This window comes from Hymenobacter arizonensis, from assembly GCF_900115775.1.
Lineage (GTDB): Bacteria > Bacteroidota > Bacteroidia > Cytophagales > Hymenobacteraceae > Hymenobacter > Hymenobacter arizonensis.
Genome location: NZ_FOXS01000002.1, coordinates 91,424 through 117,106 on the forward strand (window position 1 = coordinate 91,424; position 25,683 = coordinate 117,106).

Here is a 25,683-nt window from a genome sequence, read left to right on the forward strand (position 1 = left end):
CAAGGCTACTAAACCGGAACATTCACATGGCGTTCGGCGTGGTAGGAGCTGCGCACCAGCGGGCCGCTTTCCACGTACTTCAAGCCGCGCTTCAGTCCCTCTTCTTTGTAGTGGGCAAACTGGTCGGGCGTGATGAATTCGGCCACGTCGAGGTGGTGCTTGGTGGGCTGCAGGTACTGACCCAGGGTCAGGATGTCGAGGCCATTGGCCACGAGGTCGTCCATGGCCTGGTACAGCTCATCGGCCTTTTCGCCAAGGCCCAGCATGATGCCTGATTTGGTACGGTGGCCAGCCAGCTTGGTGCGGCGAATCTGCTCGAGGCTGCGGTCGTAGCGGGCCTGTGGGCGCACGAGGCGGTAGAGGCTGCCCACGGTTTCAATGTTGTGCGAAATCACCTCCTGGCCGCCCGAAATCATCACATCCAGCGCGTCCCAATTGGCTTTCACATCGGGTATCAGGGTCTCGATGGTGGTGTCGGGGCTGAGCTGTTTGGTGAGGACTACGGTTTCGCGCCACACGCTGGCGCCGCGGTCCTTGAGCTCGTCGCGGTTTACGCTGGTAAGCACGGCGTGCTTCACCTTCATGAGCTTGATGGCCTCGGCCACGCGGCGGGGCTCATCGAGGTCATACTCGGTGGGGCGGCCGGTGGCCACGGCGCAAAACGAGCACGAGCGGGTGCAGATGTTGCCCAGAATCATAAAGGTGGCCGTGCCGGCGCCCCAGCACTCGCCCATGTTGGGGCAGTTGCCGCTCTCGCAAATGGTGTGCAGCTTGTGCTCGTCCACGAGGCGACGCACAGCGGCATACTCTTCGCCCACAGGCAGCTTCACGCGCAGCCAGTCGGGCTTGCGGGGGCGGGCAGGCGCAGCCGTTTCGGGCTGAATAACGGGCAAATCAATCATTGTATAAGAAGGAATGAAGAATGAAGGAGGAATTGTCCTCGGCCCATTCGATACTATGCACTAACAAATTTACGGTGCAATTGATGCGCCTTACCCATCTGCCGGCACCGGGCCCTCGTTCTTCATCGTTAATTTCTCACCGGGCGTTGCGCTAGGAGCGGTGGCCAAAGTAAAGGGTGAGGTACACAGAAGGAAAAAACTGCCGGTTCAGCACGTCCTTCTCAGAAAGGATGGTGGGGCTGAGAATGAGCATGCGCTTGGTAAATCCTTCTACCAACACCCCTACTTCCAGCCCCGTAACGGCATCGCGGTAGCGGCCATATTCGAAGCTCAGGCCCCCGCGCAAGTGGAAACCGGGCACCACTCTGGTTTGGCCAATGCCACTGAAAAGCGGCCCGCGGTCCAGAATGGAATTAACATCGGTGTGCTTAGCGGGGTCGAACTGCTCGGTCACAATATCGTTGTTGGCCCCATTGGGCGGCGTGCCGATGCTGCCAGCCGAAGTACGGTCGTAGACGATGTAGTAAGGCAACAGCAGGCCAAAGGAAGGGCCTGCGCTTGCCAGAGCATTAACCTGAACGCCGGCATCGGCAGCTTTGCGAAACAGGACGCGCTGCAGGCCCACCGAAGGCCGCAGCACAAACGCATAATTAGACTTAAGATAGATGTAGCTTCCGCCGACAATGGTGCTGCGGCGCTCCTCTTTGGCATTCTTGAGCATTACGCCTTCGATGCTCCAGAAGCGCAGCATCCGGTCGTCGAGCACGCGCGTCGAACGCACGGACGCGCCGCCCAGCAGGCCACCCTGGGTGTTAAAATTGACCCCGTACACAAACTCCTTGTGGTACGACTGTTCTTCGGACGGTGCCGCGGCTCCGGCCGAGGGCCGCACAGGCGCCTGGGCCTGGGCTTGGGCAACGACGAGCAGGACAGCGCCCAACGGACCCAGAAAACGAGAAGTGAAGGAATACATAGTCAACCAGAATTGAGCCCGACCTGACGCCACAGGCGCGGCGCATTGAAGTAGTACGTAAATTAGCTAGCGAAGAAACAACTTTTTAAAGGTAACTCCCTGACTTGATGAACACCGCTACTGCCCGCTACGCGGGCCAACTCCGCACCGAAGCCACCCACGTAGCCTCGGGCAACGTTATTCAAACCGACGCGCCCACCGATAATCACGGCCGGGGCGAAGCTTTTTCGCCGACCGACCTAGTAAGCGCCGCTCTGGGCTCGTGCATGATGACGGTGATGGGCATCGTTGCCGACCGCCATGAGCTGAATCTAACCGACAGCACTTTTGCGGTGGTGAAGCACATGAGCACCGAGGCGCCGCGCCGCATTGCGCAAATTGACGTGACGTTTACACTGCCCGCCGCCCTCTCGACCAGCGACCGGGCCTTGCTGGAGCGCACCGCCCTCACCTGCCCCGTAACGCTGAGCCTGCACCCGGATATCCGGCAGAACGTGGTGTTTTTGTACGAATAGTGGGAAGAAGATAGTAGTGAGGGGGAACACTGAAAAGTGGTTTCGGTTCGCCCGCTAAATGCATTGGGCCACCGATTCCCCCTCTCACTTACTTACTTCGTCACCTTCGCCGACACGTCGCTGAGGCGAATGCCCATGTGCGAGGCATCGTATTGGCATTCGCCGTCTTTGATGAGCAGCAACTGGGGCGACTCGTGGCGAATACCGAACTGGTCAGCAATCTGGGCCGAGAGCGGACGGAAACGTAGCAAATCGAGGTAGTAGATGGGCACGTTGGCCAAGCCGCTGTCGGCCCACTGGCGCTCAATCTTGCTTTTGGCAGCGGCGCTGATGGAGCACGTAGTGCTGTGCTTAAAGATGAGCACCGGCTGCTCGTGAGATGCCTGCGCCAGTTCGGTTAGTTGTTCGGGCTGGGTTAGGGGGAGCCAGGGAGTAGACATTATTGCTAGTAAGGGGTAAATATTATCGGTGAGTTGCTGCCTGAAAATTTAGGTTCAAGGGGCAGCCCGGCTATCGGGCACTGCTACTACGGAAAACGGTAGCACTTGTACTACAACAGTCCTACAACACTTGATTCCCCCGTCACCATTCATTTTTTTTCGACTGCCGTGGTCTTGCCGGGCTGGGCCTTCTTTTTATTACGGCGCAGCCCCAAGAAACCGGACTTTTTTGCCTGCACTACCGGCTCGGGCTCGTAGTCCACTTCGTTGTCGAGCTCATCGTAAGGCTTAAGTTTGGGCGGGTCGCTCTGGCCGCGCTTGAGGCGGGCAGCCGTCACCCCGAGGTGGCTGTCCTTGTAGGGGGCGTCGGTGCGCTTGGCATCGCGCAAGGCCCGCCGGGTAGCCGCCTTGTGCTGGCCGGGCTTCTCGTGCACGATTTGGGCTGAGGCTGCCTGGCTGCTTAGTAGCAGCACCAGGGCCAGCCACAAGCCTAGTAGGAGGCTACGGCTTGCCTGCTGGGGTAGCATCGGGAGCGGGGTCGGGCATGGCAGAGGGCTCCGCAGATTGCTTGGGAGCAGGCCGGTGGTCGGGGCTGTAGTTGGGTTTGCCATGCTTTTTAAATTTAAAGAAGTGACGAATGGACTTCAGGGGACGAAAGGGCTTGGGAGCAGGCTTGTTGATGCGTCGGCGCATCAGTTTGGGCTTTTTCATCAGCCCGTTTTTGTCGTAGCGAACTGTGGAGCGCTCGGGTAGCGTGCGGGCTTCGGGCGTGGCGGTTGAAGCTTTTATGGTGCCTCCGGTGGGAGTGGAAACGTCGGTAGCGGCCTCTTCTTTGTCGCGGTCCCTTTTCTTGAGAAAGCTAGGAGGCTCGTTGTTTTTGCGCGCCGCCGCGGCAGCTTTTTGCTGGGCCTTGAATTCAGGCGAGGGTTTGGGAGTGGGCAGGCGGTAAGGCCGAAAAATGCTGCAGCTGCCTAACGCTAACAACAGCAGCACGCTCAGCACCGAACGAATAGTAGTAGAAGGTAGAAAGTATATCACCGTATAGCGTGCAGAGTTAGAGGAATAAAGAAGAGAAAGATACGAGAGCAGGCGCGAAAATCGCGCCAATACCGTTTAACCAGCTACCAAGTAAATGCAATTGATACCTCACGCACTGCCTGCTTGGGCATCTTTGGTGCAGCAGCAATCCTATTAGCAAGCATCAACGGTGCGCTATAGCTGCTTGGGTGAGAGCGGCAAGCCATGTTTCCCCGCCGCCCTTTTCCACATAATAAAATAGCTTAGGCTCCTTTAGTAATTGCGCAGTGCCTGCACCTGCTCGCGCAGGCGCTGCTGGGGCAGGAAGGCTGCTTCCAAAGGTGGCGCGAACGGAATAGCGGTATCTAGAGAGGCCACACGGCGCACGGGAGCGTCGAGGTGCTCGAAGCAATTTTCGCCAATCCAGGCCGCGATTTCGCCGCCGATGCCGCCGGTGAGGGTGTCTTCGTGCAGCACGAGCACGCGGCCGTTTTTCTCCACGGTTTGGCGCACGGCTTCCTGGTCCCAGGGTAGCAGGGTGCGCAGGTCGAGGATGTCGGCCGACACCTTCAGGTCTTCGCACACCTGCAGGGCCCAGCGCACGCCCATGCCGTAGGTGATGATGCTCAGCTCGTCGCCTTCGGCGGCCAGCGCGGCTTTGCCGATGGGCGTGGTGTAATAGGCTTCGGGCACGGGGCCGCTCAGGCTGCGGTAGAGCATCTTGTGCTCGAAGTACATCACCGGGTTGGGGTCTTCGATGGCCGCGCAGAGCAGGCCTTTGGCGTCGTGCGGGTTGCTGGGGTACACCACTTTCAGGCCGGGCACGTGCGTGAACCACGCCTCGTTGCTCTGGCTGTGGAAGGGGCCGGCAGCGCTGCCGGCGCCGGTGGGCATGCGCACCACCACGTCGGCGTTCTGGCCCCAGCGGTAGTGGCTTTTGGCGAGGTTGTTTACAATCTGGTTGAAGCCACAGGTCACGAAATCAGCAAACTGCATTTCGACCATGCTCTTCTTGCCCTTGATGCTCAGGCCCAGGCCGGCACCCACGATGGCCGACTCGCAAAGCGGCGTGTTGCGCACCCGCGCCTTGCCAAACTCGGCCACAAAGCCTTCCGTGATTTTGAACACTCCGCCGTAGTCGGCGATGTCCTGGCCCATGAGCACGAGGTCGGGGTAGCGCTGCATGCTTTGCTTGAGGCCCTCGGAAATGGCGTCGATGAAGCGAAGGTCCTTCGTCGCAGTTAAGAGTTTAGAGTTAGGAGTTAAACCGTTTTGCTGCCCTTTTAACTCTTCACTTTTAACGCTTAACTCCATTTGCAGCGACGCATCGGGCGTAAACGGCTGGTACATGTCGGCAATTTCCTCCTGCACATCAGCCGTGGGCATGGGCACGGCGTCGGCTTCCTGCAGGCCGGCTTCGATGGCTTGCTTGATTTTATCGCGGATGCCGTGCTTGGCGGTTTCGGTGAGAATGCCTTCTTCGAGGAGCCACTTTTCGTAGTTCTCCACCGGGTCTTTGGCGGCCCACTCTTCCATCAGGGACTGGGGTACGTACTTGGTGCCGCTGGCTTCTTCGTGGCCGCGCATCCGGAAGGTGAGGGCTTCCACCAGCACGGGGCGTGGGTTTTGGCGCAGGTCTTCGGCCAGGCGCTTCACGGTGGTGTACACCTCTAGCACGTTGTTGCCGTCGACCTGCACGGCTTCCATGCCGTAAGCTGGGCCTTTGTCGACGAAGGACTTGAAGCGAAACTGCTCGTTGCTGGGCGTGCTGAGGCCGTAGCCGTTGTTTTCAATCATGAAAATGACCGGCAGCTGCCACACGGCGGCCACGTTCAGAGCCTCGTGGAAGTCGCCCTCGCTGGCGCCGCCGTCGCCGCTGTAAGTCAGGGTCACTTTGGGCTTTTGGTCGAGCACGTCGGCCAGGGCAATGCCACCGGCCACGGCCAGCTGCGGCCCGAGGTGCGAAATCATGCCCACGATGTGGTGTTCGTTGCTGCCAAAGTGGAAGCTGCGGTCGCGGCCTTTGGTGAAGCCCGTCCGCTTGCCCTGCCATTGCGCAAACAGGCGGCCCAGCGGCACCTCGCGCCCCGTGAATACTCCCAGGTTGCGGTGCAGGGGCAAAATGTACTCGTCGGGCTCCAGGGCCAGCGTGCTGCCCACCGAAATGGCTTCCTGCCCGATGCCCGAGAACCACTTGCTCACCTTGCCCTGGCGCAGCAGAATGAGCATTTTCTCCTCAATCAGCCGGGGCCGCAGCAGGTGCTGGTAGAGGTGCAGCAGGGTTTCGTTGGAAAGGTCGAGGCGGTCGAACCGGAGAGCCGTGGCAACTGGAGTCATGGGTGGGAGTGCGAGAAGCGGAGGAACCCGGCAAAGGTAACAGGCCTCCGCTTGCGCCGTTCCTAGCGACTCAGCTGAATATCGAAACGACCCTCGGTTACCTGCATTTCGGCGGGCAGCTCGGCCGAGCGGCGGGCGCCGTGGCGCGGCGCGGCCTGCAGCTCAAAACGGCCCGCTACGAAAGCCTGCGCACCGGTGGTGTCGAGGCGCGTGATGGTGAGTGTGCCCGTGTGCTGGCCGTCGCTGACATAGTTCATCAGCCCGTTGGCGGTTTTGAGTTCCGCGGAATTGCCCGCCTCGGACACGCCTAGCTCATAAACGCCGGGGCCCTTCACACTACTGAGGCTAAAATGGAAATTGGTAACCGGCCCGGCCACCTGCAGGCGCCGGAACGCGTCGATGCGCAATTCGCCTTGGTCGTAACGGGCAGTGGGCGTAATGACTTTACCCGCGAGGGTGCTGGCGTTGTTGGCTTCCCACACCTGCCCGTTCACGCGGCAGCCAAAGGTGTTCAGGCCAGCCTGGGTGGCAGCAGGCACTTGCACGGGCTGCACCTTCGGATACAGGTCATCGAGCGAGTCTTCGCAGCTCATGAGCAGCGGGAGCAGCAGCAGGAAACCGGTCCGTTTGAGCAAGGTGGCAGTGGGTTGGAAGTTGTGCATAGCGTGGCAGAAGATAAGGCCAATGTGGTCCCGTGCGAAAGTACATAGCATCCTCTGAATACTAGGTTGGCTGGCACTTACCAAACTTACAATAGCACAAATTAATCAAGTAGTGGGCCGAACCTAATTTACCTGATTTTCATGCGCTATGATGCCCAAAACGGCATCTACCTTCGTGGTGATTTCACACAATTTCTATGCCCCGAATTCTACCATTTACTGTTCTTTTTTTAGTAGCCGCCGAGGCTCATGCTCAGCAAGCCGACACCTTGGCTACGGCCACAAGCGACAGTGCGCACACCACCTTGCCGCGTGCTGGAAGCATCCCCGCTTTTACCACCATCCAGCCAGCTTTAAGCCAAGTAGCTGGGGTGCAAGTCACGCCGTACTCGGGAGCGCCGGGGGCGTGGGCCACGGTACGCATCCGGGGTGTCATCAATGTCACGGGCAATAGCCAGCCTCTATATGTGGTGGATGGGGTGCCCGTGTATAATACCGAAGTCACGCCCGAGCAATGGAGCAATGCCGAAGCCTTTTACCAACGCAACAACTACAGCAACGGCACCGTCATCCCGTATAGCCCCAACGCCAATCCTATGCTGGACATGCCGGTAGCTGACGTGGCGCGGATAGAAGTGCTGAAAGGTGCGGCGGCTACGGCTCGCTACGGTGCGCAAGGCGCCAACGGGGTCGTGGTCATCAGCACACGACGTGGCGCCGGTGAGGGTGTTACTCCCCAACCGCTGCGGGTGCGCTACACTGCCTGGGGCGGGCTGCAACAGGTACGGCAGCGCTACGAGTTGCTTGGTGCGCGTCAATACGCCGAACTGGTCAATGCAGCGAGAGCAGGCTGGGCCCCCCAGCCCCCTTATTCGGCCACAGCACTTGATAATTTGGGCGAAGAAGACTGGCAAAAACGAGTGTTTCGAGTAGCTGGCATACAAAGCCACAACCTGAGCCTGGATGGCCAAGCCCACCACACCAGCTACTATGCGGCCGCAGACTACCTCCGCCAAGCCGGCGTGGTCGACCAGTCAAGCCTGAACCGCTACCACCTGCGCCTCAACCTAAACCAGCACCTCACGCCCAAGCTCACCGTGGGCCTGAACGCCAGCGCCAGCCAAACCGACCAGCGCTATGCCGGCAGCCAGTTCCATAGTGGGCGCTTGCTGCAAGACGTGCTGTTTGCAAAGCCGGCCGTGCTACCGGGTGCAGCCCCCAGCACGTTTCTCGAGGACCCACTTCGGGACTTGAACTATTACCGAGCTACTCCGCGCACCCAGCGCTTGCTGGCGCAGCTGAACGCCACGTATCGATTCAACGACGACTGGCTGCTCACCCTGCGCGGCAGCCGAGAACAGGTCGACGCGCGAGCCCTTGGCTACTCACCTGTGTTTATCGGGCAAAACCTTACGCCCCCAGTAGAACAAACCTCCACCTCAACAACTAACGCTACCAACTGGGTGGCCAATGCGGCATTGCGGTACCAGCACACTTTTGCCAACCAGCACGCCGTGGTGGCCTCGCTGGACTACCTCCGGCAACAGTTCAAGCGAACACTGCGGCGCGAAGAGTACCTCCTTGCCAGCAACAACGGCTTTGGCTTTGATATGCGCGGCTACTACGAGGAGTCACAGAAGGCCCTAGAAGGCATTCAAAGCCCCTCGGGCAGTATTGGCTACACCTACGCGGGGCGCTATGAGCTGCAGGCTTCAATGCGAGCCGACTTTATCTTGAACACCGACGATTTTTCGAAAACCGAATACAATTGGTCGCCGGGTGGGCAACTCAGCTGGCACCTCCACAAAGAAGCATTTTTGGCTGGTGCGTCGGGGCTGAGCGACTTCACGCTGTGGGCCGGAACAGGACGCACCAGGGGCTTCTTTTATGATAAAAGTCGCACCACCCACCACGATGCGGGCCTGCGGCTCGGTCTGCTGGAGGGGCATCTTACGCTGGAAGCCGGAATCTATCAACGTCGCACGCTTCAAGCGCAGGCCATGGTGCCAGTAGGAATCATGACGGGCAGTGGGCCATCCATCATTAATATGTTTCCCGATGTGACGCTCCTGAACCAGGGCCTCGAACTCACGGTGGGTAGTACCTGGCAGCGGGGCCCTTTGCAAGGCACTACCCACCTAGCGGCGGCTACTAACCGCAACCGTGTAGCGTCCCTGAGCCAGGAATTTTTCATTGGCGGCTCCGGTAAGACTTTGCAAAACGGCCAGCCCATTAGCAGTTTTTATGTTTTCGACCAAGACGGCATCTATCCGTCCGGCTCTGCCCGGGCCGGCTCCATTCGCTATCGTGACCGCAACAACGACGGAGAAATAGACTACCGCGACGGTTACGCCAGTGGCAGTGGCCTGCCGCGCTACACCCTCGCTCTCACACAGCAACTGCGTCTGCATCACTACCAGCTAGATGCCCAGTTTGATGGCCTGTTTGGCTATCAAATCCTGAATACTACCTTGATTACGCTCGATACGCCCACTGGCTCCATCAACAGCTCGCCACGGGCCCTAGACTATTGGACGCCGGCGAACCCCAATACGTCGGTGCCCCGGGCTGGGAGCACTACCCCATTCAACCAGATTAACCACCAATCCTTGGAAAGCGGCAATCATTTGCGCCTTTCGCAGCTCACGCTAAGCTACGAGGTGCTGAATACCGGAACCCGCCAAGCCAGTGTGTGGGTCGGTGGCCAAAACCTATTCGTGACGGGCAAATACCGCGGCTACGACCCCAACGTAAGCAGCGGTGGCGCTTCTCCCCTACTAGCCGGCCAGGACGCCAGCGTGTACCCCGTGGCTCGGGTGTGGCAAGTAGGCGTGCGGGGAGCTTTCTAACCAACGAATCTCACTCAGCTAACACCTGCTGCAGCCCGCCCTGCCGCCCTGCCCGAAAAAATGCAGCCGCCCAGAAACGTGCCCTCTAAGGCCCGGTAGCCGTGCATGCCGCCTCCGCCGAAGCCGGCCACCTCACCGGCCGCAAAAAGCCCGGGCAGGGGCTGGCCAGCAGCATTCAGCACCCGGCCCTGGAGGTCGGTGTGCAGGCCGCCGAGGGTTTTGCGGGTGATGATGTGCAGGCGCACCGCAATGAGTGGGCCGTTGGCCGGGTCGAGCAGGGCGTGCGGCTTGGCCGTGCGAATGAGGCGGTCGCCGATGTATTTGCGGGCGCCGCGCAGGGCCGTGAGCTGCTCGTCTTTGCCGAAGGGGTTGAGGAGCTGTCGGTCGCGACTTTCGATTTCGGCTTGCAGGGTGGCTAGGTCCAGCAGCGGCTCGGGGGTGAGGGCGTTCATGCCGCGCACGAGGTCGGGCAGGTTGTGGCGCACCACAAAGTCGGCTCCTTTTTCGATGAAAGCGCGTAGCGGTGGGGTGCCCCCGCCACGCACCCGGCCCAGCGTTTGGGCAATGCTTTTGTTGGTGAGGTCGGGGTTTTGCTCGGAGCCGGAGAGAGCGAATTCCTTCTCGATAATCTTTTGGGTGAGCACAAACCACGTGTAGTCGTAGCCCGTTTTCTGGATGTGGGCCAGCGTGCCCAGCGTGTCGAAACCCGGAAATAGCGGCGCGGGCAGGCGCTGGCCCCGCGCATCAAACCACAGCGACGACGGCCCCGGCAAAATGCGGATGCCGTGCATGGGCCAGATGGGGTCCCAGTTCTGTATACCCTCGGTGTAGTGCCACATGCGGTCGGAGTTTATCAGCTGGCCGCCCGCGGCTTCGGTGATGCCCAGCATGCGACCGTCGACGTGGGCCGGCACGCCCGAAATCATGTGGGCCGGGGGCGTGCCCAGGCGGGCCGGCCAGTTGCGGCGCACCAGTTCGTGGTTGCCGCCAATGCCGCCGGCCGTCACGATTACCGCCCCGGCGCTTAGCTCGAAGTCGCCCACCACCTGGCGGCTGCTGGGCGCCCCCCGGGGCACGTCGCTGGCCTCTAATATATTGCCGCGCACGCCTGTGATGGCGCTGTTGGTATGCACCAGCTCATTCACGCGATGGCGAAATTTAAAGGCGAGCAAACCCTTGGCTTCGGCGGTGCGGGCCTGGGCGATGAAGGGCGCCACTACGCCCGGCCCGGTGCCCCAGGTTACGTGGAAGCGCGGGACCGAATTGCCGGGGCCGCTGGCGCCGGCCCCGCCCCGCTCGGCCCAACCCACGATGGGAAAGAACCGAATGCCCCGCTCGCGCAGCCAGCTGCGCTTCTCTCCCGCAGCCCACTGCACGTAGGCCTCGGCCCAGCGGCGGGGCCAGGCGTCTTCGGGGCGGTCGAAGCCGGCAGTGGCCTGCCAATCGTGCCAGGCCAGGTCGGCGTTGTCGCGAATGCCCAGGCGACGCTGCTCGGGCGAGTTCACCAGAAAGAGGCCGCCGAACGACCAGAACGCCTGACCGCCAAGGTTCTGTTCAGGCTCCTGGTCAAGCACTAGTACCTTTTTGCCCGCGGCGGTGGCTTCGGCCGCGGCTACCAGGCCCGAGAGGCCGGCCCCGATGATGAGAACGTCGCAAGAAAGAGGAGTTTGCATGTGGTAAGATAGTAAGCAAGCCGACCATTTTTTGCGTACACCTTTTTGGGGCCAGCGCTGTTAAGTTTGTTCCAACAGACCGTATTCACTTAGCTTTTATAATGATTCAATTCCAGGAATTCACCCTCGACAACGGCCTGCGCTGCATTGTGCACGAAGATTTTTCGACGCCCATGGCGGTGCTCAACGTGATGTACGACGTGGGCTCGCGCGATGAGGACGCCGAGCACACTGGCTTCGCGCACTTGTTTGAGCACCTCATGTTTTCCGGCTCGGTGAATATTCCCAGCTACGACGAGCCGCTGCAGCGCGTGGGCGGCGAAAACAACGCCTTCACCAGCTCCGACGTCACCAACTACTACCTCTCGCTGCCGGCCGCGAACCTCGAAACTGGCTTCTGGCTAGAAAGCGACCGGATGCTGAACCTGGCCTTCTCCGAAAACGGGCTGGAGGTGCAGCGCAAAGTGGTGGTCGAAGAGTTCAAGCAGAGCTACCTCAACCAGCCCTACGGCGACGTGTGGCTCAAGCTCAAGCCCCTCGCTTACCAAACTCATCCTTACCAGTGGAACACCATCGGTAAGGAAATTTCGCACATCGAAAATGCAGTAATGGACGACGTGCGCGGCTTTTTCCAGAAGCACTACGCGCCCCAAAACGCCATTCTGGTGGTGGCCGGCGCCGTGAGCACCGCCGAAGCCCGCCGTTTGGCCGAAAAGTGGTTCGGGCCCATTCCCGGTGGCCCGGCCTACCAGCGCCAGCTGCCCGCCGAGCCCGCCCAGCAGGCGCCCCGCCACCTGCGCACCTCGGCCCCCGTGCCGCTGAGCGCCTTGTACAAAGCCTACCACATGCCCGCCCGCTCCGACGAGGGCTACCACGCCGTGGATTTGCTGAGCGACGTAATGGGCCGCGGCAAATCGGCCCGCCTGCACCAGCGCCTAGTGAAGGAGCTGGCCTTGTTCAACAATATCTCCGCTTCCCTCACCGGCTCACTCGACCCCGGCCTGTTCGTTATCAGCGGCAAGCTGAACGCGGGTGTGGACCTGCAAGCGGCCGACGCCGCGGTTGAAGCCATCGTTTCGGAGTTCCTGCAAGAAGACGTGGACGCCCAAGAGCTGGAAAAAGTAAAAAACCAGGCTGAAAGCAGCCTGGTTTTCGGCGAAATCGACCTGCTGAACCGGGCGCTGAACCTGGCGTACAGCAAACTGCAGGGCGACGCCAACCTGGTGAACGACGAGAGCCGCCGCATTCAGGCCGTGACCGTGGCCGATGTGCGCAGTGCCGCGCAGTCGGTGCTGCGCCCTGAGAACTGCAGCACCTTGTATTACGAAGCTGTGTAGCTGCGGCGCAAGCTAGCTTGAACCAAGCCCGCCGCTGAATGACAAAAGCCCGTTGTGCTGAGCACAACGGGCTTTTTATTGTTTGAAGTAGGTAGCCAACTATGGCGCGGACCGCCGCTTACTTGCGCTTGGCCGGAGTTGCAGGAGTTTCGCTGTCGCGGCTCAACGAGCTGTTGACGGACTTGGGCGCGGCGGGGCGGCGGGCGCGGTTGTCGTTGTATTGGCCGTTGGCGTGGTAACCTTCCTGCTTGCGCATGGGCACACCGGGGGCCAGGTAGGCAGTGCCGTCCTTCAGGTCCTGCGATACGCCGGCGCCGTAGGGCTTGCCCGTGTGCGGGTTGATTTTTACAGCAGGCTTGCTGGGGCCGCGGCTGGAATACGGCGCGATTTTTTTGCGCGCGGCGCGGGGCTTGGTTTGCGCATTAGCATCAGCCAGGGTCAGGCTGAACAGGACGAGGGAAGCAAAAAAGTAACGTATCATAACATAGATGTTTAAAAGTCAGGCCAAACGCCTGTGTTGTAAATGGTGAAAAAGTGGGCCCAGCTTGCTCGGGCTAGGCCAAAAGCTCATCGGCTTTTATAATACGCGCATTCACCAGCAGAGTGTCAGCACGCATAATAAAAGCCGATGAACAAGGGAAGATACTCGGTGAGCCCGACGCCGGGCCAGACCGATAAAGATTAGTTGCCGAGGGTGGTTTGGGTGCTGGTAGCAGCGGGCTTGCGCGGCGGGCGCACGCTGTAGGGCACAGGCACCTTGCTGGTGCGAATGTGCACGGGCATGCCGGGCGCCGCATAAACGTTGGCGTTGTCCAGCTCGCCGCGGGAAGTTGAGGCCCCGGCATTTCCGTATTCCCAGCCTTCGTTGGCAGAGGTGGCGCTGGTGGCAACAGCCGTTTGCAATTCTTCCAGAGCCGGCCAGCCATCGTTGATAACAGGTGACTTGGGGGCCGATTTCACAGCTACTTTCCGGGCCTTTTTGGCGGCGCGAGCCGAGGCATTGGCCGACTTAGCGGTGGCTTTGGCAGTCGATTTGGGGGTGGCTGCAGGAGCAGTTTGGGCGCTAGCCTCAGCTACTAAAAACACCGAGAGGGCGAGGGTAATGACGGAACGGAACATAGCTGGGAAGTGGATAAGTGAGTGGATGCTTACCCCAAAAACGAAAACCGTGCCGAAACATATTTCACACCCTAAATCACGCAAAACGGCCCGGAAACCCACTTTTATCGGGGGTTTCCGGGCCGTTAAATATCAAGCAGCTGTGTTGTAGCTCGAGGCAAGCAGCTTACCAGCCCGAGGGGGCGGCAGGTGCTTTTGCTTTGGTTTTAGCGGGAGCTGTTTTGTTGGTGGTGCCAGAGGCGGGAGCCGTTGCGCTCGGAGCGGCAGCGGGAGCAGTCATGGCATCGGCACCGGTGGCACCCGTACGGGGGGCTACCGCGCCGTTGGCGCCACTCGTGGCCTGGCTGGCACCCGTCATATCGCCGCCGGTTACTTGCGTGGGGGCAACGGCGGGGCGGTTGATTTTATTCATGCGATTTTGGCGACGCTCGCGCGCCGCGGCGGCGTCGTTGGCCATCACGCTACGGCCGCTTTGCAGCATCACCGGCGTGCCGGGAGCAGCCGACATGCCGGCGCGGTCGTTGCCGCCATTGCCGTTGCCTCCGCTGGTAGGACCGGGCACGAAGCTGTTATCGGGGGGCGTAGAGGCCGTATTGCCTGGGTTCACATCGGGCTGAGCCGGTGCGCTGGGGTAGGGCGACACCGTACGTCCGTCGTTTTGCGGAGTCGCTTGGTTGCCGGGGGCACGGGTTTGGCCGCTGGTAGCAGCTTTCGTGGTCGTGGTTTTCTTGGTAGAGCTCTTCTTGGGAGCACCCCAGGAATCGTCGGAACCCCAACCGGCTTGGGCAGAGGCGCCAGTGGCCACGGCCACGGTGAAGAATAACGAAAGCAACGTGCGTTTCATAATAACAGAGGGATAAATGCCGAAGAAGGTTAGCGTCCGAATGAAGACGAAGCGTAGCAGATAAGTTCCGAATGCATACGCTAAAGGTTCGGACAGGGTACGCCTATTGCCCTAACTTTGTGCCTATGATGCAGGAATCCATTGCTAGCCTCGCGGCCGAAATTACGACAGCTGACTTAAGCAACGCCGCCCACCTCGATGCGTTTCGCATCAGCTACCTCGGCCGCAAAGGCCGACTGGCCGATTTGTTCGACCAGCTCAAGACTGTGCCCGCCGAAGAAAAGCGCGCCGTGGGCCAGCAGCTCAACGCGTTAAAGCAGCAGGCCCAGGCCCGCTTCGACGAAGCCCAGCAAGCCGCCGAGGCTGCCACGGACAACGCGCCCGCTAATCCCGACTTTGATTATACCCTGCCGACCGTGCCCAACACCTTGGGCACTCGCCACCCGTTGAGCTTGGTGCGCGAAGAAATGATGCGCGTATTTGCGCGCATCGGCTTCGCCATCGCCGAAGGCCCGGAGATTGAGGACGACTGGCACAACTTCACCGCCCTCAACTTTCCCGAGAACCACCCGGCCCGCGACATGCAGGACACGTTTTTCGTGGCGCCCGCCGCGGGCGCCGAGCCTGGCACCCAGCCCCACCTGCTGCGTACCCACACCAGCACTGTGCAGGTGCGCGTGATGGAAACCGAGCCCCTGCCCATCCGGAAGGTGATGCCGGGCCGCGTGTTCCGCAACGAAGCCATTTCGGCCCGGGCGCACATGATGTTCCACCAGGTGGAGGGCATTTTTATTGACGAAGGCGTGAGCTTCGCCGACCTCAAGCAGACGGTGTACTACTTCGTGCAGGAGTTGTTTGGGCAGGACATCGACATTCGCTTCCGCCCTAGCTTCTTCCCGTTCACGGAGCCCAGCGCCGAGATTGATATCACCTGCCTCATTTGCAAGGGCGCTGGCTGCAACATTTGCAAGCAGTCAGGCTGGGTCGAAATCGGCGGCTGTGGCATGGTGGACCCCGCCGTGCTCGAAAACGCCAAAATTGACTCGGATAAATATTCGGGCTACGCCTGGGGCATGGGTATCGAGCGCATTGCCATGCTCAAGTACCAGATAAAAGACCTGCGCCTGTTCACGGAGAACGACATGCGGTTCCTGCGGCAGTTCGAGGCGCTGTAGGGCCCACAAAAACTGGTTGTTTTTGAGCATAAATAAACGCCTGTCATCCTGAGCGGAGCGAAGGACCTTATCACGTAAGCACGAAAAGCGCAACGGTGATAAGGTCCTTCGCTCCGCTCAGGATGACAGGCGTTTGTAGCTACTCCTGGGTGATGGACTTCGTGAACATCAGCAATTGCCTATACAACCTTGGCGCGCCGTTTTGCATCTTGGGAGCATGCCGCTTACCCAAGCCACTCCTGCCCCTACCCGCCTCGACCCATTCCTGAGCCAGAAGCTGCGGTTTTGGTCGTTGGTGGCAATGATTCTGCTCATCTACGTGCACGCTTACAACCTGCACCCGCGCTACCTGCAGCCGTTCACGCCGGTGCAGGAACCGCTCACGCCGGGCACGTGGCTGCAATATTTCTTGGCCAATGGGCTGCTGCGGTTTCGCATTCCGATTCTGTTTGCCATTTCGGGCTACCTCTTCGCCCTGCGCGATGGCGCCGAGCCGCACAAACAGCGGGTGAAGCGGCGGTTGCGCACGCTCGGGCTGCCCTATTTGCTGTGGAGCTTGATTTGGCTGGCGGTGCTGTGGGGGCTCGAGCAATTTCCGGTGACACGCCAGGCCATTGTTGATGCGGAAATCAGCCCGTTTTGGCCGCGGCAGCTGCTGAGCCAACTCACAGTGAGCGAGTTGCTGGTGCGCTGGCTGGTGCTGCCCGCGGCGTTTCAATTGTGGTTTTTGCGCAGCCTGCTGTTGTACAACTTGGCATATCCGTGGCTGAAAAAGGCGGTGTTGCGGCGGCCGAAAGTTTATTTCGGAATAGTGGGCGTGCTGTGGCTTGCCATGTTTAGCCTGCCGCCAATTTTTGAGGCCGAGGGCTTATTGTTTTTTGGGTTGGGCGTGTGGCTGGCGCTGCGCAATAAAGACGTGCTGACGCCGCCGCGGTGGTTCCGGCCGTGGCTGTTTGCGGGGGTGTGGGTGGGGGCTTCGGCCTTGCAGACCTGGCTGGCTTTTCAAGGCGGAAATGGGTTTCAATTGCCCATGGCCCTAGGTATGCTCACGCTGCACAAAGTGGGCGAAGCCAGCGGCATGCTTACCGCGTGGTTTGCCCTGAATGGGCTGGTGCGGTGGTTTATGGCTTGGGGCTGGTTTCGCTGGCTCACGGGCTTTTCGTTTATGATTTACGTGCTGCACGTGCCCTTTGTGAACTATGCTACTGAGTTGGTGTTGCGGTACGGACGCGGAGTACCTCACCTTCATTTGCTTACCTACCTATGCCTGCCGCTGCTGGTAATACTGGCGAGCGTGGGGCTGGGCGCACTGCTACGGTGGGCGGTGCCAGGCATTTATGCCACGCTCACCGGTGGGCGGGGACTCGCTACGTCGTAAATTTGTAGCCCCAAAAGGACTGCCCACCTCCGGCGTCTTATATCAGGCTTTTATTTCAGCCCTTCCCGGCTGGCCGCTACCCCTACGAAATCCGCCTATCGGGCGCGTATTCCGACAAAATCGTGATTCATGAAGGTTAGAAATCAAACCACCAATAAAGTAAACGTCATCACCCTGGGCTGCTCCAAGAACATAGTGGACAGCGAAGTTTTGATGGGCCAGCTCCAGGCCAACGACTTCGACGTGACCCACGAAGCGGAGAAGTCGGACGCCAACATCGTTATTATCAACACCTGCGGCTTCATCGACAACGCCAAGCAGGAAAGCATCGACACCATCCTGCGCTACGCGGATGAGAAGGAAGCCGGCCGCCTCGATAAGCTCTATGTAACGGGCTGCCTCTCGCAGCGCTACAAAGACGAGCTGGAAGTGGAAATCCCGCAGGTAGATGCCTATTTCGGCACGCTGGAGCTGCCCCAGATGCTGAAGGTGCTCAACGCCGACTACAAGCACGAGCTCATCGGCGAGCGCCTCATCACCACGCCGCGCCACTACGCCTACTTCAAAATTGCCGAGGGCTGCAACCGCCCCTGCTCGTTCTGCGCCATCCCACTGATGCGCGGCAAGCACGTAGACCGGCCTATCGAGGACCTGGTGAAGGAAGCAAAGCGCCTGGCCGGCATGGGCACCAAGGAGCTGATTCTCATAGCCCAGGACCTGACCTACTACGGCCTGCAGGCCTACGGCGAGCGCAAGCTGGCCGACTTGCTCCGCAACCTCTCCGATGTAAACGGCATCGACTGGATTCGCCTGCAATACGCCTACCCCTCGCAGTTCCCGCTGGATGCGCTGGACGTGATGGCCGAGCGCGACAACATCTGCAAATACCTCGATATGCCCCTGCAGCACGGTTCCGACAACATGCTCAAGAGCATGCGCCGCGGCATCACCAAGCGCCGCACCATAGAGCTGGTGGATACCATTCGGCAGCGCGTACCGGGAATTGCCCTGCGCACCACGCTCATCAGCGGCCACCCCGGTGAAACTGAGCAGGATTTCCGCGAGATGTACGATTTTGTGGAGCAAACCCGCTTCGAGCGCCTGGGCATCTTCACGTACTCGCACGAGGAGAACACGCACTCGCACACCCTCGTCGACGACGTGCCGGCCGAGCTGAAGCAGGAGCGCGCCGACGCCATCATGGAGCTGCAGCAGGGCATTTCGATGGAGTTGAACGAAGCGCGGGTGGGCCAGACCTACAAGGTGCTGTTCGACCGCAAGGAAAGCGGCCATTTCGTGGGCCGCACCGAATTTGACTCGCCGGAAGTTGACAATGAAGTGCTGGTGCCGGTGGAGCGCGACACGTTTGTGCGGCTGGGTGATTTCGCGAATGTGAAGATTACGGCCGCTACCGACTTCGACCTGTACGGCAAGCTTGTCTAAACCACGGATTGGCTACGCCGACCTTCGGTTCATTCGGATTAAGCGGGTTTCACGGATTTTGTGGATGGCGCTAATTGGTGTAACCACTGATGCTTATCGCGCTTTTCTCAATATTTAAATTATCAAAAGGCAGCCGAGTGGCTGCCTTTTTTGTTAAAGCCCGACCTTCGTGCCATCAATGCCGAAACACGCGGTTTTGTGCCGTCCACAAAATCCGTGAAATCCGCTTAATCCGAATGAATCCGTGGTTCAGACAATTTCTTACGCCGAAACCGGCTCCTTCTCCGGTCTCCTGACCGACTACATTGCCCAGAAGCCTTCTTTGGCGCCCTTTTACAACCGCTGGCCGGCACTGGAAAACTTTGCTGCTCAGATTGAAGAGAAGAAAGCCGCTTACACACCCGAGGCCCGCCGACGCCTGGTAGCTGCCCTGCGCGACCAGTACGGCCTGGCGCCCGAGCCCGAGCCGGCCATTGAGGAAAGCCTGCTGCTGCTGCGTGAGCCCACTACGTTCACCGTCACCACCGGGCACCAGCTCAACCTGCTCACCGGGCCGCTGTACTTCATATACAAGATTGTGTCGGCCATCAAATTGGCCCGCCAACTCAAAGAGGCTTACCCGGAGTACGACTTCGTGCCGGTGTACTGGATGGCCACTGAAGACCACGACTTCGCCGAAATCAACCACTTCTCGCTGTTCGGCAAAACCTATTCCTGGGACGCAGCCAACCCCGGCGGGCCCGTGGGCCGGCTGCCACTCGATGGCTTCGCCGAACAGCTGCTGAGCCAGTTGCCGCCCGAGGTGCCGGCCGCCTTCCACAAGGCTTATACCGAATCGAAAAACCTAGCCGAAGCCACTCGCAAGCTCGCCGATACGCTGTTTGGCGAGTTCGGCCTGGTGACCCTGGATGCTGACCGGCCCGGCCTGAAGCAGGCGCTGGTGCCGCTGCTGGAGAAGGAAATTTCGGAGCACGTCTCCAACGCTGCCGTGCAGGCCACCAACGCGCAGCTCACGGCCGCTGGCTACAAGCCGCAGGTGTACTCGCGGCCCATCAACCTGTTTTTTATCACCGATGAAGGCAAGCGCGAACGGCTGGAGCCCGACACCAGCGGTGCCGACTGTGTGGAGGTGACCATCCGCAACACGGCCCGCTGCCACAGCCAGGCAGAGTTGCTGGCGCTGGCCAAGCAGCACCCCGAGCAGTTCAGCCCCAACGTGGTGCTGCGGCCGGTGTACCAGGAAATTCTGCTGCCCAACCTCGTGTACATCGGTGGCGCGGCCGAGGTGGCGTATTGGTTTCAGCTGAAGGAAGTGTTTGCGGCATTTGGTGTGCCCATGCCCATCGTGCTGCCCCGTAACTCGGCCGAGTACATCAGCCGCGCCAATGCCGGCAAGTTGAAGAAGCTGGGCCTGACGTGGCGCGAGATTTTCAAGCCGCTGCCGGAGCTGAAGAAGCAGGTGGGCGCAGCCCTGGGCCAGGAAGAAATTAGCCTCAAGGCCCAGCAGCAGGCGCTGGCCGCTGCTTTCCAGCAAGTGCAGGACGTGGCCCAGCGCCTCGACCCTACTTTGGTGAAGACCGTGGCCGCCGAAGCGCAGAAAGCCGCCGCGGGCCTCGCTGGCCTCGAAAAGCGCCTGAGCAAGGCCGCCGAAACCAAGCACGAAACGGCCTACACGCAGCTCACGGCGCTCAAGGAGAAGCTGTTTCCGAGCGGAGGACTGCAGGAGCGCAGCGAAAACGTGCTGAGCATTCTAATTAACAACCCGGAGTTTATCCGGGATTTGCTCGAAGCGTTTGAGCCGCTGAAGCTGGAGTTCACGGTGCTGGAGGAAGAATAAAGCTATGCGGCTAAAGCCAGGGCATGCAACCCGGATGGTTGTTAGTGCATCTGCCGGGCACAGGCCAAGGAAAGCCTGCCATTTTAAGCTTCGCTATGTGCACCTCCTTTTTTCTGCTTGTTTCTTTTTGGCTGATGGTCACGGCGGCGGCGGCCCAAACCATCAGCGGTTCCATTACCAACACGGCCACCCAGGAAGGCTTGCCCTACGTCAATATTGGGGTAGTGGGCAAAGACCTTGGCACGGTAAGTAATGAGTCGGGATATTATAAGCTCGTCTTTAGGGCGGATTTAGCTAACGACACCGTGCGCGTGTCAAGCCTTGGCTACCGAACCCGCCTCCTTACGTTGCGCGAACTTCTAGCTCAGCCCAACGTGGCTTTGACGCCGGAGAGTGTGCCACTTGCTGAAGTGCTCGTAAAAGGCAAGTCCAGGTTCCGTCGCACCCACACGTTGGGCAATACAGGCAATTCCGAGATGGCCACCAACACCCTATCCAGCAATAGCCTGGGCTCACAGGTCGGCACGGTCATCAAGCTCAACAGGCAGCCCACCAAGCTGCTAAACGCTGTTTTCAATATTGCGCGCAGCTCGCCGGGGCAGGTCACTTTTCGAGTGAATATCTATCGACTCGACGCGCGCGGCTTGCCCACGGAAACGAAGCTTTTAAACCGCAACGTCATTGTCAGCAGCCCCATTGTCCGAGGCCCGATTACGGTGGATTTGAGTGCTGACCAGTTGGTGCTGAGCGAGGACTTTTTTCTGGCTATTGAGATGATAAAATGGGTGGATGCCGCTCCTTCGGGCGCCGAGTTTGCCTTCTCAGCGGCAGTGGGCTACTCCCACAACGAAATCTACTACCGCAAAGGAAGCCAGGCGCTCTGGAAAAGGGCCTCGGTTGGGGCGCTGCTGGCAGGTATGCAGCCCAAGCTCAGCTTCTACGTGACGGTGAACGACTGATGCGACCCGCTTCTAAGTTTTCGAAGAATCGCCGATTGATGGAACAGCTCACCAAAGCCACCCTGCGTCGCGCCGCCCTTGCCCGCCGCGCCGTCTTATCGCCCGACGAGGTCCAGTTTCGCAGCGAGCGGCTTTGTGAGCAGCTAATCCAGCATTTCCCAATGGCGCAGTGGCGCTGGCTGCACCTGTTTCTGCCATTGGCCAAGCAGAAGGAGCCAGATACCTGGCGCATCATCCACCGCATTTGGGCTGAGAAACTGCCGGTGCGCCTGGCCGTGCCCGTGGTGCAGGCCGATGGCATCTCGCTCAGGCACTACGAGCTGACGCCCGACACGCCGTTGCACCAAAACCGCTGGGGCATTCCCGAGCCGGTGGCCACTGCCGAAACTGAAGTTTTCCCCGCAACGCTCGATGCCGTGCTCGTGCCGCTGCTGGCCGTGGACGCGGCCGGCCACCGCGTGGGCTACGGCGGAGGGTTCTATGACCGTTTTCTGGCCGAATGTGGCCCCGATACCGAATTTATTGGCCTGAGTGTGCTCGATGAAGCTCCCGTGGCGCGCATCGGCGACGTGCTGCCCACCGATGTGGCTTTGCACGCCTGCCTCACTCCCGCGGGAATCCAGCGGTTTAGGGCATCCTAAGAAAACGTATGCTTGCAGCATATTATTATGTTTATAAAATTTAAATTTTTAAACATAACAAGCTCACAATAAGGCAATCTAGCGCTGCGTTAGCCGGGTATCTTTCACCTCATACGGATAGAAACCATGGCAGAAATCCAGCAAAATGCGGCGGGTTCGGGGAAGCCCGGCAAGCGACGAGCAAAGAAAATGTCGACCCGCATCGACATGACCCCGATGGTGGACCTGGCGTTTTTGCTGCTCACCTTCTTCATGCTCACCACCACCTTCGCCAAGCCCACCACCATGGAGCTGACCATGCCGGTGAAAGGCCCGGAAACGCCGGTGTCGTTGAAGAAGGCGATGACCATCATTCTGGGCAAAAACCACCAGGTGCACTACTACACGGGCATGAATGCGCCCAACGACAAATCGGTGGCCGTGCCCGAGCTGAAGACAACCACCTTCGCCGCCAGCGGGATTCGCCAGGCGCTGCTCACGCGGGGACAGCAAGACCATTCGCTGGTGGTCCTCATCAAACCCAGCGCCGACTCCAAGTACCAGGACATGGTAGACATTCTGGATGAGATGAACATCACCGGTCAGAAAAAATACGCGCTGGTCAAGATTACCCAAGACGATTTAACCCTACTTAAAACCGCAGCCTTATGATGACCAATTCTCAGCTGGCTACGGCCAGCCTCGACGACATCGTGTTCGATGGTCGCAACCGCCACTACGGAGCCTATGAGCTCCGCGCCCTATATCAGCGCCACATGACCCGCGCGCTGATTATTGCTACGGTCGCGTGCGCCGTGCTGCTAATGTTTCCAGTTGTAGCCCAGATGCTGAAGGATACCGCACCGGTAGCAGCGCCTGTCGTCGTGACTGCCGACCCTTTTAGAATGGAAGACAGTAAGCCAGATGTTGTAGTACCGCCTACTCCGCCAGAAGCCCAGCCACCCGTGCAGCCTCCAAAGCAACCCACCGTGAAGGATTTGGCCCCGGTGGTGGTTAAAGACTCAGATGCACCTAAGGAGAGCGACATTCCCAACCGGGATGAATTGGCAGGCAAGACCACAGGCCCAGCCACCACAGAAGGCGACCCCAATGCCAAACCCGGCCTGACAGATGTGGAGCCTGGCCTCGAAGACAACGCTACCACAAATGTTGTTCCTCCCAAGCCCTACACCTTCGTGGAGCAAATGCCAGAGCTACCGGGTGGCGGTGGGCAGCTTGCTATCGTAGCCGCCATTCAAAAGGCTGTCAAATACCCGGGGTTGGCCCTGCGCAACGGAGTTGAAGGCAAAGTGTTTGTAAGCTTCACGGTGAACCCCAATGGCGAAGTGGTTGACGTTGCCATCGTGAAAGGCTTGGGCTACGGACTGGACGAGGAGACCATGCGGGCCATCCGCACACTGCCCAAGTTCATTCCGGGCAAGCAAAACGGCCGGGAAGTGAGCGTGTCGTTCACGGTGCCCGTCACCTACAAAATCCAATAGCGAACCAAGTGTTGGCAGCCTGACGGCTGCCCTGTCATAAGCCCCCAAGTCGGCCCTATGGGCGCGGTTTGGGGGCTTTTGGTGTCTCCTCCACTTTGGCAATGCGGGCTTGGCCCCAGGGGGCGATGCTTACGCGCACTTTCAGCGGGCGCTGGCGGCCGGCTTTTTCCAGGCGCAGGCCGCTGCCTTCGGGCACATAGTAGCGCTCCAGGTTGAAGCGCAGGGCAAAGGACTTGCGGTATACGTTGGTGACCCAGCCGCGCAGCACAGCTTGGTTGGGCCCGGCTTTTGGGGCTTTGGGATAAACGCCCACCGCGGTGCTCACGCTATCGGGCCCGGGGGCGAGCAGCACAAATACGGCCTGGCGGCGGCTGGGGGCGCTAGCTGCGTCGCGCCAGAGGGCCATAGGAGCTTCGCTGATGGTGTAGCGCAGGCGCACAAAATCGCCGTAAAGCAAATCGCGCGGGTCGATGGGCGTAGTGGTCAGGATAACGCTTTGGCCCAGCGCGGAGGTGGCGTAGCCAGCGCCGGCCACTCCCAAAACATAAAGCACTTGGGCAGCCACCAGAAAGCGAAAAAGGGGTCGGCGGCGGGCGGGGTCGGAGAACCAAGTCAGCAAATCGCGCATGAGGAAGTGCTGATAATTAAGGATTAGACGTTGATTCAGCCGGGGGCGACGGCCTTTCGGGCGTGGCGCTGGCGGCCAGCACCTGGGCATTGCGGCGGCGCAGGTACCAGCTAAGACCCAGCAGCAGCACGCCGCCCAGCAGGAAAAACAGCGACTTATCTAGAAACGCCCAAGTGAGCTTGAAATAAGCCACCATGGTAGCCGCCACAAACAAGATAGCGCCAATGGTGAGCTGGTTGGGGTCTTCCTGCCGGTGAGCGCGGACCAGCACCGAGCCGGCGTGCGCATACAGCACCACCAGCGTGGCCACGGCCAGCGGCAGTCCGCCGGGGAGGTAAAACCCCGGCAGCAGCAACAGCCAGTCGAGCAGGGTATCGAACCGCCCCCGCGCGCGCTTGCCGGCTACCGATAGCGCCAGCACGGCCCCCAGCGCTCCCAGGTAGGGCAGCAGCGGTGGCCGCAGCACGTTGGCGTAGGTATCGGTTTCGCCAAACGTGGCCAGCCCGAACATGAACAGGTAAGCCGCCACCAGCGGCGGCACTTGCAAACTCCGACCCCCAACCCGGTGAGGCTGCCAGTCGCCGGCCGCATAAATGGCCATGGCGGGCACGAAGAACCAAGTGATTTTGGCGTGTAGCACTGCTATCAGCAAGCCCGCCTGCCACAGCAGCCCAGTAGCCAGCACCGTGCTGCTCACGGCATCGGGCCGGCGCCACCAATAGTAGCCCATGCCGCCCGCCACCATTAGCGCCGTGGCGTAGCTGAAGCTGCCCAGCGCCTGCACGCAGTACGTTTGCACGGCGGCCCCAATCAGGACCGTGAGCAACACTAGCAGGCGCGAGCCATACACGTAGCTGAGGGCCACGCCGGCCACTACCCAAGCCACCAAGCCGCTCACATCGTAGCCCACCAATTGGTAAATCTGACTGGTGAGGATGATGCTGGCGCCAAACAGTATCAGCCCTAAGCCGATGAGGCCGTGGCCCAAATCGGGGTTGCCGCGCCGCAGAAAATAGGCTCCGGCCGCGTAAGCGCCCGTGAGGCTGCCCAGCATCAGGGCCAGGCGCAAGACGTCGGGCAGGGCCTGCCAGTTGGCGGCCACCACGCTCAAGGCGCTCAGGCCCACCAGCACGCTGCCCAGCAAGGGCAGCAGGCCCAGGGCCTGTGCTTGGTGCGGGTAGCGGGCCAGCAGCTTTTGGCGCTGCTCTTCGGTGATGAGGCCTTCGGCTACCCAGGCGGGGCCATCGGTTTCAAGAAATTTGCGAGACAAAGAAGTAGAATAGGGATGATGGGATACAAAGAACGAAAAACTCCCCTCCTTTTTTAAGGAGGGGATGTTCGAGCCAACGGCTCGGACGGGGGTGGTTGCGCTCGTTGCACGATAGGCGAATAAGACAGCTGCAAGTCGTTCGTCCATCGTACAACGAGTGCAACCACCCCAGCTGGCGCTTCGCGCCAGCGTCCCCTCCTCAG

The 25,683-nt window shown here is 60.1% G+C and carries 24 protein-coding genes; 11 read left to right on the forward strand and 13 right to left on the reverse strand.

What is annotated here, in order from left to right; genetic code table 11:
- Positions 1–8: 8 nt before the first annotated feature.
- Both lipA and BMZ66_RS06870 read right to left on the reverse strand, forming a co-directional pair.
- On the reverse strand, positions 9–902 hold the full coding sequence (gene lipA / locus BMZ66_RS06865; RefSeq protein ID WP_092670477.1) for a lipoyl synthase: 894 nt from the start codon (positions 900–902) through the stop codon (positions 9–11).
- A 151-nt stretch (positions 903–1,053) separates the two neighbouring features.
- Positions 1,054–1,875: a hypothetical protein gene (locus BMZ66_RS06870; RefSeq protein WP_143080084.1), complete on the reverse strand. Its 822-nt coding sequence runs from the start codon at positions 1,873–1,875 to the stop codon at positions 1,054–1,056.
- 107 nt (positions 1,876–1,982) lie between these two features.
- Here BMZ66_RS06870 and BMZ66_RS06875 point away from each other — a divergent pair, with 107 nt between their 5' ends.
- On the forward strand, positions 1,983–2,390 hold the full coding sequence (locus BMZ66_RS06875) for an OsmC family protein (RefSeq protein ID WP_092670481.1): 408 nt from the start codon (positions 1,983–1,985) through the stop codon (positions 2,388–2,390).
- A 92-nt stretch (positions 2,391–2,482) separates the two neighbouring features.
- On the opposite strand, the gene ytxJ is transcribed toward BMZ66_RS06875, so the two are convergent.
- The 5 genes from ytxJ to BMZ66_RS06900 all read right to left on the reverse strand — a co-directional run bounded on the left by ytxJ (position 2,483) and on the right by BMZ66_RS06900 (position 6,846).
- Entirely contained in the window at positions 2,483–2,830 is a 348-nt protein-coding gene (gene ytxJ / locus BMZ66_RS06880; protein WP_092670483.1) for a bacillithiol system redox-active protein YtxJ, read from the reverse strand.
- A 149-nt stretch (positions 2,831–2,979) separates the two neighbouring features.
- Positions 2,980–3,357: a hypothetical protein gene (locus BMZ66_RS06885; protein ID WP_143080085.1), complete on the reverse strand. Its 378-nt coding sequence runs from the start codon at positions 3,355–3,357 to the stop codon at positions 2,980–2,982.
- Positions 3,332–3,868, reverse strand: a complete 537-nt coding sequence (locus BMZ66_RS06890; RefSeq protein WP_143080086.1) for a hypothetical protein — start codon at positions 3,866–3,868, stop codon at positions 3,332–3,334. Before BMZ66_RS06890 ends, BMZ66_RS06885 begins: the two co-directional genes overlap by 26 nt.
- Before the next feature lie 252 nt (positions 3,869–4,120).
- Positions 4,121–6,184 carry an alpha-ketoacid dehydrogenase subunit alpha/beta gene (locus BMZ66_RS06895; protein WP_092670489.1) on the reverse strand — a complete coding sequence of 688 codons (2,064 nt, stop codon included), beginning with the start codon at positions 6,182–6,184 and terminating at the stop codon, positions 4,121–4,123.
- A gap of 62 nt (positions 6,185–6,246) precedes the next feature.
- Positions 6,247–6,846, reverse strand: coding sequence for a Riean_0653 family protein (locus tag BMZ66_RS06900; RefSeq protein WP_092670491.1), 600 nt, complete (start codon positions 6,844–6,846; stop codon positions 6,247–6,249).
- A 197-nt stretch (positions 6,847–7,043) separates the two neighbouring features.
- On the opposite strand from BMZ66_RS06900, the gene BMZ66_RS06905 reads away from it, so the two are divergent.
- Complete coding sequence (locus tag BMZ66_RS06905; protein WP_092670493.1) at positions 7,044–9,695, forward strand: TonB-dependent receptor plug domain-containing protein; 2,652 nt, start codon at positions 7,044–7,046, stop codon at positions 9,693–9,695.
- Positions 9,696–9,709: 14 nt separating this feature from the next.
- Here the strand turns inward: BMZ66_RS06905 and BMZ66_RS06910 are convergent, their stop codons facing one another.
- The gene (locus tag BMZ66_RS06910; RefSeq protein ID WP_092670495.1) at positions 9,710–11,368 is read right to left on the reverse strand and encodes an FAD-binding dehydrogenase; all 1,659 of its coding nucleotides are present in this window, start codon (positions 11,366–11,368) and stop codon (positions 9,710–9,712) included.
- A gap of 101 nt (positions 11,369–11,469) precedes the next feature.
- Here BMZ66_RS06910 and BMZ66_RS06915 point away from each other — a divergent pair, with 101 nt between their 5' ends.
- On the forward strand, positions 11,470–12,705 hold the full coding sequence (locus tag BMZ66_RS06915) for a M16 family metallopeptidase (protein WP_092670497.1): 1,236 nt from the start codon (positions 11,470–11,472) through the stop codon (positions 12,703–12,705).
- 118 nt (positions 12,706–12,823) lie between these two features.
- Here the strand turns inward: BMZ66_RS06915 and BMZ66_RS06920 are convergent, their stop codons facing one another.
- From BMZ66_RS06920 to BMZ66_RS06930, 3 genes are all read right to left on the reverse strand, one after another.
- Positions 12,824–13,186, reverse strand: a complete 363-nt coding sequence (locus tag BMZ66_RS06920; protein ID WP_092670499.1) for a hypothetical protein — start codon at positions 13,184–13,186, stop codon at positions 12,824–12,826.
- 200 nt (positions 13,187–13,386) lie between these two features.
- The gene (locus BMZ66_RS06925; protein WP_092670501.1) at positions 13,387–13,824 is read right to left on the reverse strand and encodes a hypothetical protein; all 438 of its coding nucleotides are present in this window, start codon (positions 13,822–13,824) and stop codon (positions 13,387–13,389) included.
- Positions 13,825–13,990: 166 nt separating this feature from the next.
- Positions 13,991–14,668 (reverse strand): hypothetical protein, encoded by a 678-nt coding sequence (locus BMZ66_RS06930; RefSeq protein ID WP_092670503.1) that lies wholly within the window; start codon positions 14,666–14,668, stop codon positions 13,991–13,993.
- A gap of 128 nt (positions 14,669–14,796) precedes the next feature.
- Between BMZ66_RS06930 and pheS the strand changes: the two genes are divergently transcribed.
- The 8 genes from pheS to BMZ66_RS06970 all read left to right on the forward strand — a co-directional run bounded on the left by pheS (position 14,797) and on the right by BMZ66_RS06970 (position 23,582).
- The gene (gene pheS, locus BMZ66_RS06935) at positions 14,797–15,843 is read left to right on the forward strand and encodes a phenylalanine--tRNA ligase subunit alpha (RefSeq protein WP_092672845.1); all 1,047 of its coding nucleotides are present in this window, start codon (positions 14,797–14,799) and stop codon (positions 15,841–15,843) included.
- Positions 15,844–16,060: 217 nt separating this feature from the next.
- Positions 16,061–17,221 carry an acyltransferase family protein gene (locus BMZ66_RS06940; RefSeq protein WP_092670505.1) on the forward strand — a complete coding sequence of 387 codons (1,161 nt, stop codon included), beginning with the start codon at positions 16,061–16,063 and terminating at the stop codon, positions 17,219–17,221.
- Positions 17,222–17,350: 129 nt separating this feature from the next.
- Entirely contained in the window at positions 17,351–18,664 is a 1,314-nt protein-coding gene (gene rimO, locus BMZ66_RS06945; RefSeq protein ID WP_092670507.1) for a 30S ribosomal protein S12 methylthiotransferase RimO, read from the forward strand.
- A gap of 244 nt (positions 18,665–18,908) precedes the next feature.
- Positions 18,909–20,501: a bacillithiol biosynthesis cysteine-adding enzyme BshC gene (gene bshC / locus BMZ66_RS06950; protein WP_092670509.1), complete on the forward strand. Its 1,593-nt coding sequence runs from the start codon at positions 18,909–18,911 to the stop codon at positions 20,499–20,501.
- Positions 20,502–20,596: 95 nt separating this feature from the next.
- Positions 20,597–21,460 (forward strand): carboxypeptidase-like regulatory domain-containing protein, encoded by an 864-nt coding sequence (locus BMZ66_RS06955; RefSeq protein ID WP_177204628.1) that lies wholly within the window; start codon positions 20,597–20,599, stop codon positions 21,458–21,460.
- Positions 21,461–21,498: 38 nt separating this feature from the next.
- Complete coding sequence (locus BMZ66_RS06960) at positions 21,499–22,101, forward strand: 5-formyltetrahydrofolate cyclo-ligase (protein WP_092670513.1); 603 nt, start codon at positions 21,499–21,501, stop codon at positions 22,099–22,101.
- Between the two features lie 126 nt (positions 22,102–22,227).
- Positions 22,228–22,752, forward strand: a complete 525-nt coding sequence (locus tag BMZ66_RS06965) for an ExbD/TolR family protein (protein WP_092670515.1) — start codon at positions 22,228–22,230, stop codon at positions 22,750–22,752.
- Positions 22,749–23,582, forward strand: coding sequence for an energy transducer TonB (locus BMZ66_RS06970; protein ID WP_234795009.1), 834 nt, complete (start codon positions 22,749–22,751; stop codon positions 23,580–23,582). Before BMZ66_RS06965 ends, BMZ66_RS06970 begins: the two co-directional genes overlap by 4 nt.
- Positions 23,583–23,637: 55 nt before the next feature.
- Here BMZ66_RS06970 and BMZ66_RS06975 read toward each other — a convergent pair whose 3' ends face one another.
- Positions 23,638–24,210: a GDYXXLXY domain-containing protein gene (locus tag BMZ66_RS06975; protein WP_177204629.1), complete on the reverse strand. Its 573-nt coding sequence runs from the start codon at positions 24,208–24,210 to the stop codon at positions 23,638–23,640.
- Between the two features lie 16 nt (positions 24,211–24,226).
- Entirely contained in the window at positions 24,227–25,480 is a 1,254-nt protein-coding gene (locus tag BMZ66_RS06980; protein ID WP_177204630.1) for a DUF2157 domain-containing protein, read from the reverse strand.
- Between the last annotated feature and the right edge of the window lie 203 nt (positions 25,481–25,683).

What these genes read in the sequence shown, in the direction of transcription:
- BMZ66_RS06975 (WP_177204629.1), bottom strand. Translation starts at nt 24,210, where the DNA reads ATGCGCGATTTGCTGACTTGGTTCTCCGACCCCGCCCGCCGCCGACCC.
- BMZ66_RS06915 (WP_092670497.1), top strand. Translation starts at nt 11,470, where the DNA reads ATGATTCAATTCCAGGAATTCACCCTCGACAACGGCCTGCGCTGCATT.
- BMZ66_RS06970 (WP_234795009.1), top strand. Translation starts at nt 22,749, where the DNA reads ATGATGACCAATTCTCAGCTGGCTACGGCCAGCCTCGACGACATCGTG.
- BMZ66_RS06920 (WP_092670499.1), bottom strand. Translation starts at nt 13,186, where the DNA reads ATGATACGTTACTTTTTTGCTTCCCTCGTCCTGTTCAGCCTGACCCTG.
- BMZ66_RS06875 (WP_092670481.1), top strand. Translation starts at nt 1,983, where the DNA reads ATGAACACCGCTACTGCCCGCTACGCGGGCCAACTCCGCACCGAAGCC.
- BMZ66_RS06960 (WP_092670513.1), top strand. Translation starts at nt 21,499, where the DNA reads ATGGAACAGCTCACCAAAGCCACCCTGCGTCGCGCCGCCCTTGCCCGC.
- BMZ66_RS06965 (WP_092670515.1), top strand. Translation starts at nt 22,228, where the DNA reads ATGGCAGAAATCCAGCAAAATGCGGCGGGTTCGGGGAAGCCCGGCAAG.
- BMZ66_RS06900 (WP_092670491.1), bottom strand. Translation starts at nt 6,846, where the DNA reads ATGCACAACTTCCAACCCACTGCCACCTTGCTCAAACGGACCGGTTTC.
- BMZ66_RS06955 (WP_177204628.1), top strand. Translation starts at nt 20,597, where the DNA reads ATGTGCACCTCCTTTTTTCTGCTTGTTTCTTTTTGGCTGATGGTCACG.
- rimO (WP_092670507.1), top strand. Translation starts at nt 17,351, where the DNA reads ATGAAGGTTAGAAATCAAACCACCAATAAAGTAAACGTCATCACCCTG.
- BMZ66_RS06905 (WP_092670493.1), top strand. Translation starts at nt 7,044, where the DNA reads ATGCCCCGAATTCTACCATTTACTGTTCTTTTTTTAGTAGCCGCCGAG.
- BMZ66_RS06940 (WP_092670505.1), top strand. Translation starts at nt 16,061, where the DNA reads ATGCCGCTTACCCAAGCCACTCCTGCCCCTACCCGCCTCGACCCATTC.
- lipA (WP_092670477.1), bottom strand. Translation starts at nt 902, where the DNA reads ATGATTGATTTGCCCGTTATTCAGCCCGAAACGGCTGCGCCTGCCCGC.
- BMZ66_RS06870 (WP_143080084.1), bottom strand. Translation starts at nt 1,875, where the DNA reads ATGTATTCCTTCACTTCTCGTTTTCTGGGTCCGTTGGGCGCTGTCCTG.
- BMZ66_RS06910 (WP_092670495.1), bottom strand. Translation starts at nt 11,368, where the DNA reads ATGCAAACTCCTCTTTCTTGCGACGTTCTCATCATCGGGGCCGGCCTC.
- BMZ66_RS06925 (WP_092670501.1), bottom strand. Translation starts at nt 13,824, where the DNA reads ATGTTCCGTTCCGTCATTACCCTCGCCCTCTCGGTGTTTTTAGTAGCT.
- BMZ66_RS06930 (WP_092670503.1), bottom strand. Translation starts at nt 14,668, where the DNA reads ATGAAACGCACGTTGCTTTCGTTATTCTTCACCGTGGCCGTGGCCACT.
- ytxJ (WP_092670483.1), bottom strand. Translation starts at nt 2,830, where the DNA reads ATGTCTACTCCCTGGCTCCCCCTAACCCAGCCCGAACAACTAACCGAA.
- BMZ66_RS06895 (WP_092670489.1), bottom strand. Translation starts at nt 6,184, where the DNA reads ATGACTCCAGTTGCCACGGCTCTCCGGTTCGACCGCCTCGACCTTTCC.
- pheS (WP_092672845.1), top strand. Translation starts at nt 14,797, where the DNA reads ATGCAGGAATCCATTGCTAGCCTCGCGGCCGAAATTACGACAGCTGAC.
- BMZ66_RS06885 (WP_143080085.1), bottom strand. Translation starts at nt 3,357, where the DNA reads ATGCTACCCCAGCAGGCAAGCCGTAGCCTCCTACTAGGCTTGTGGCTG.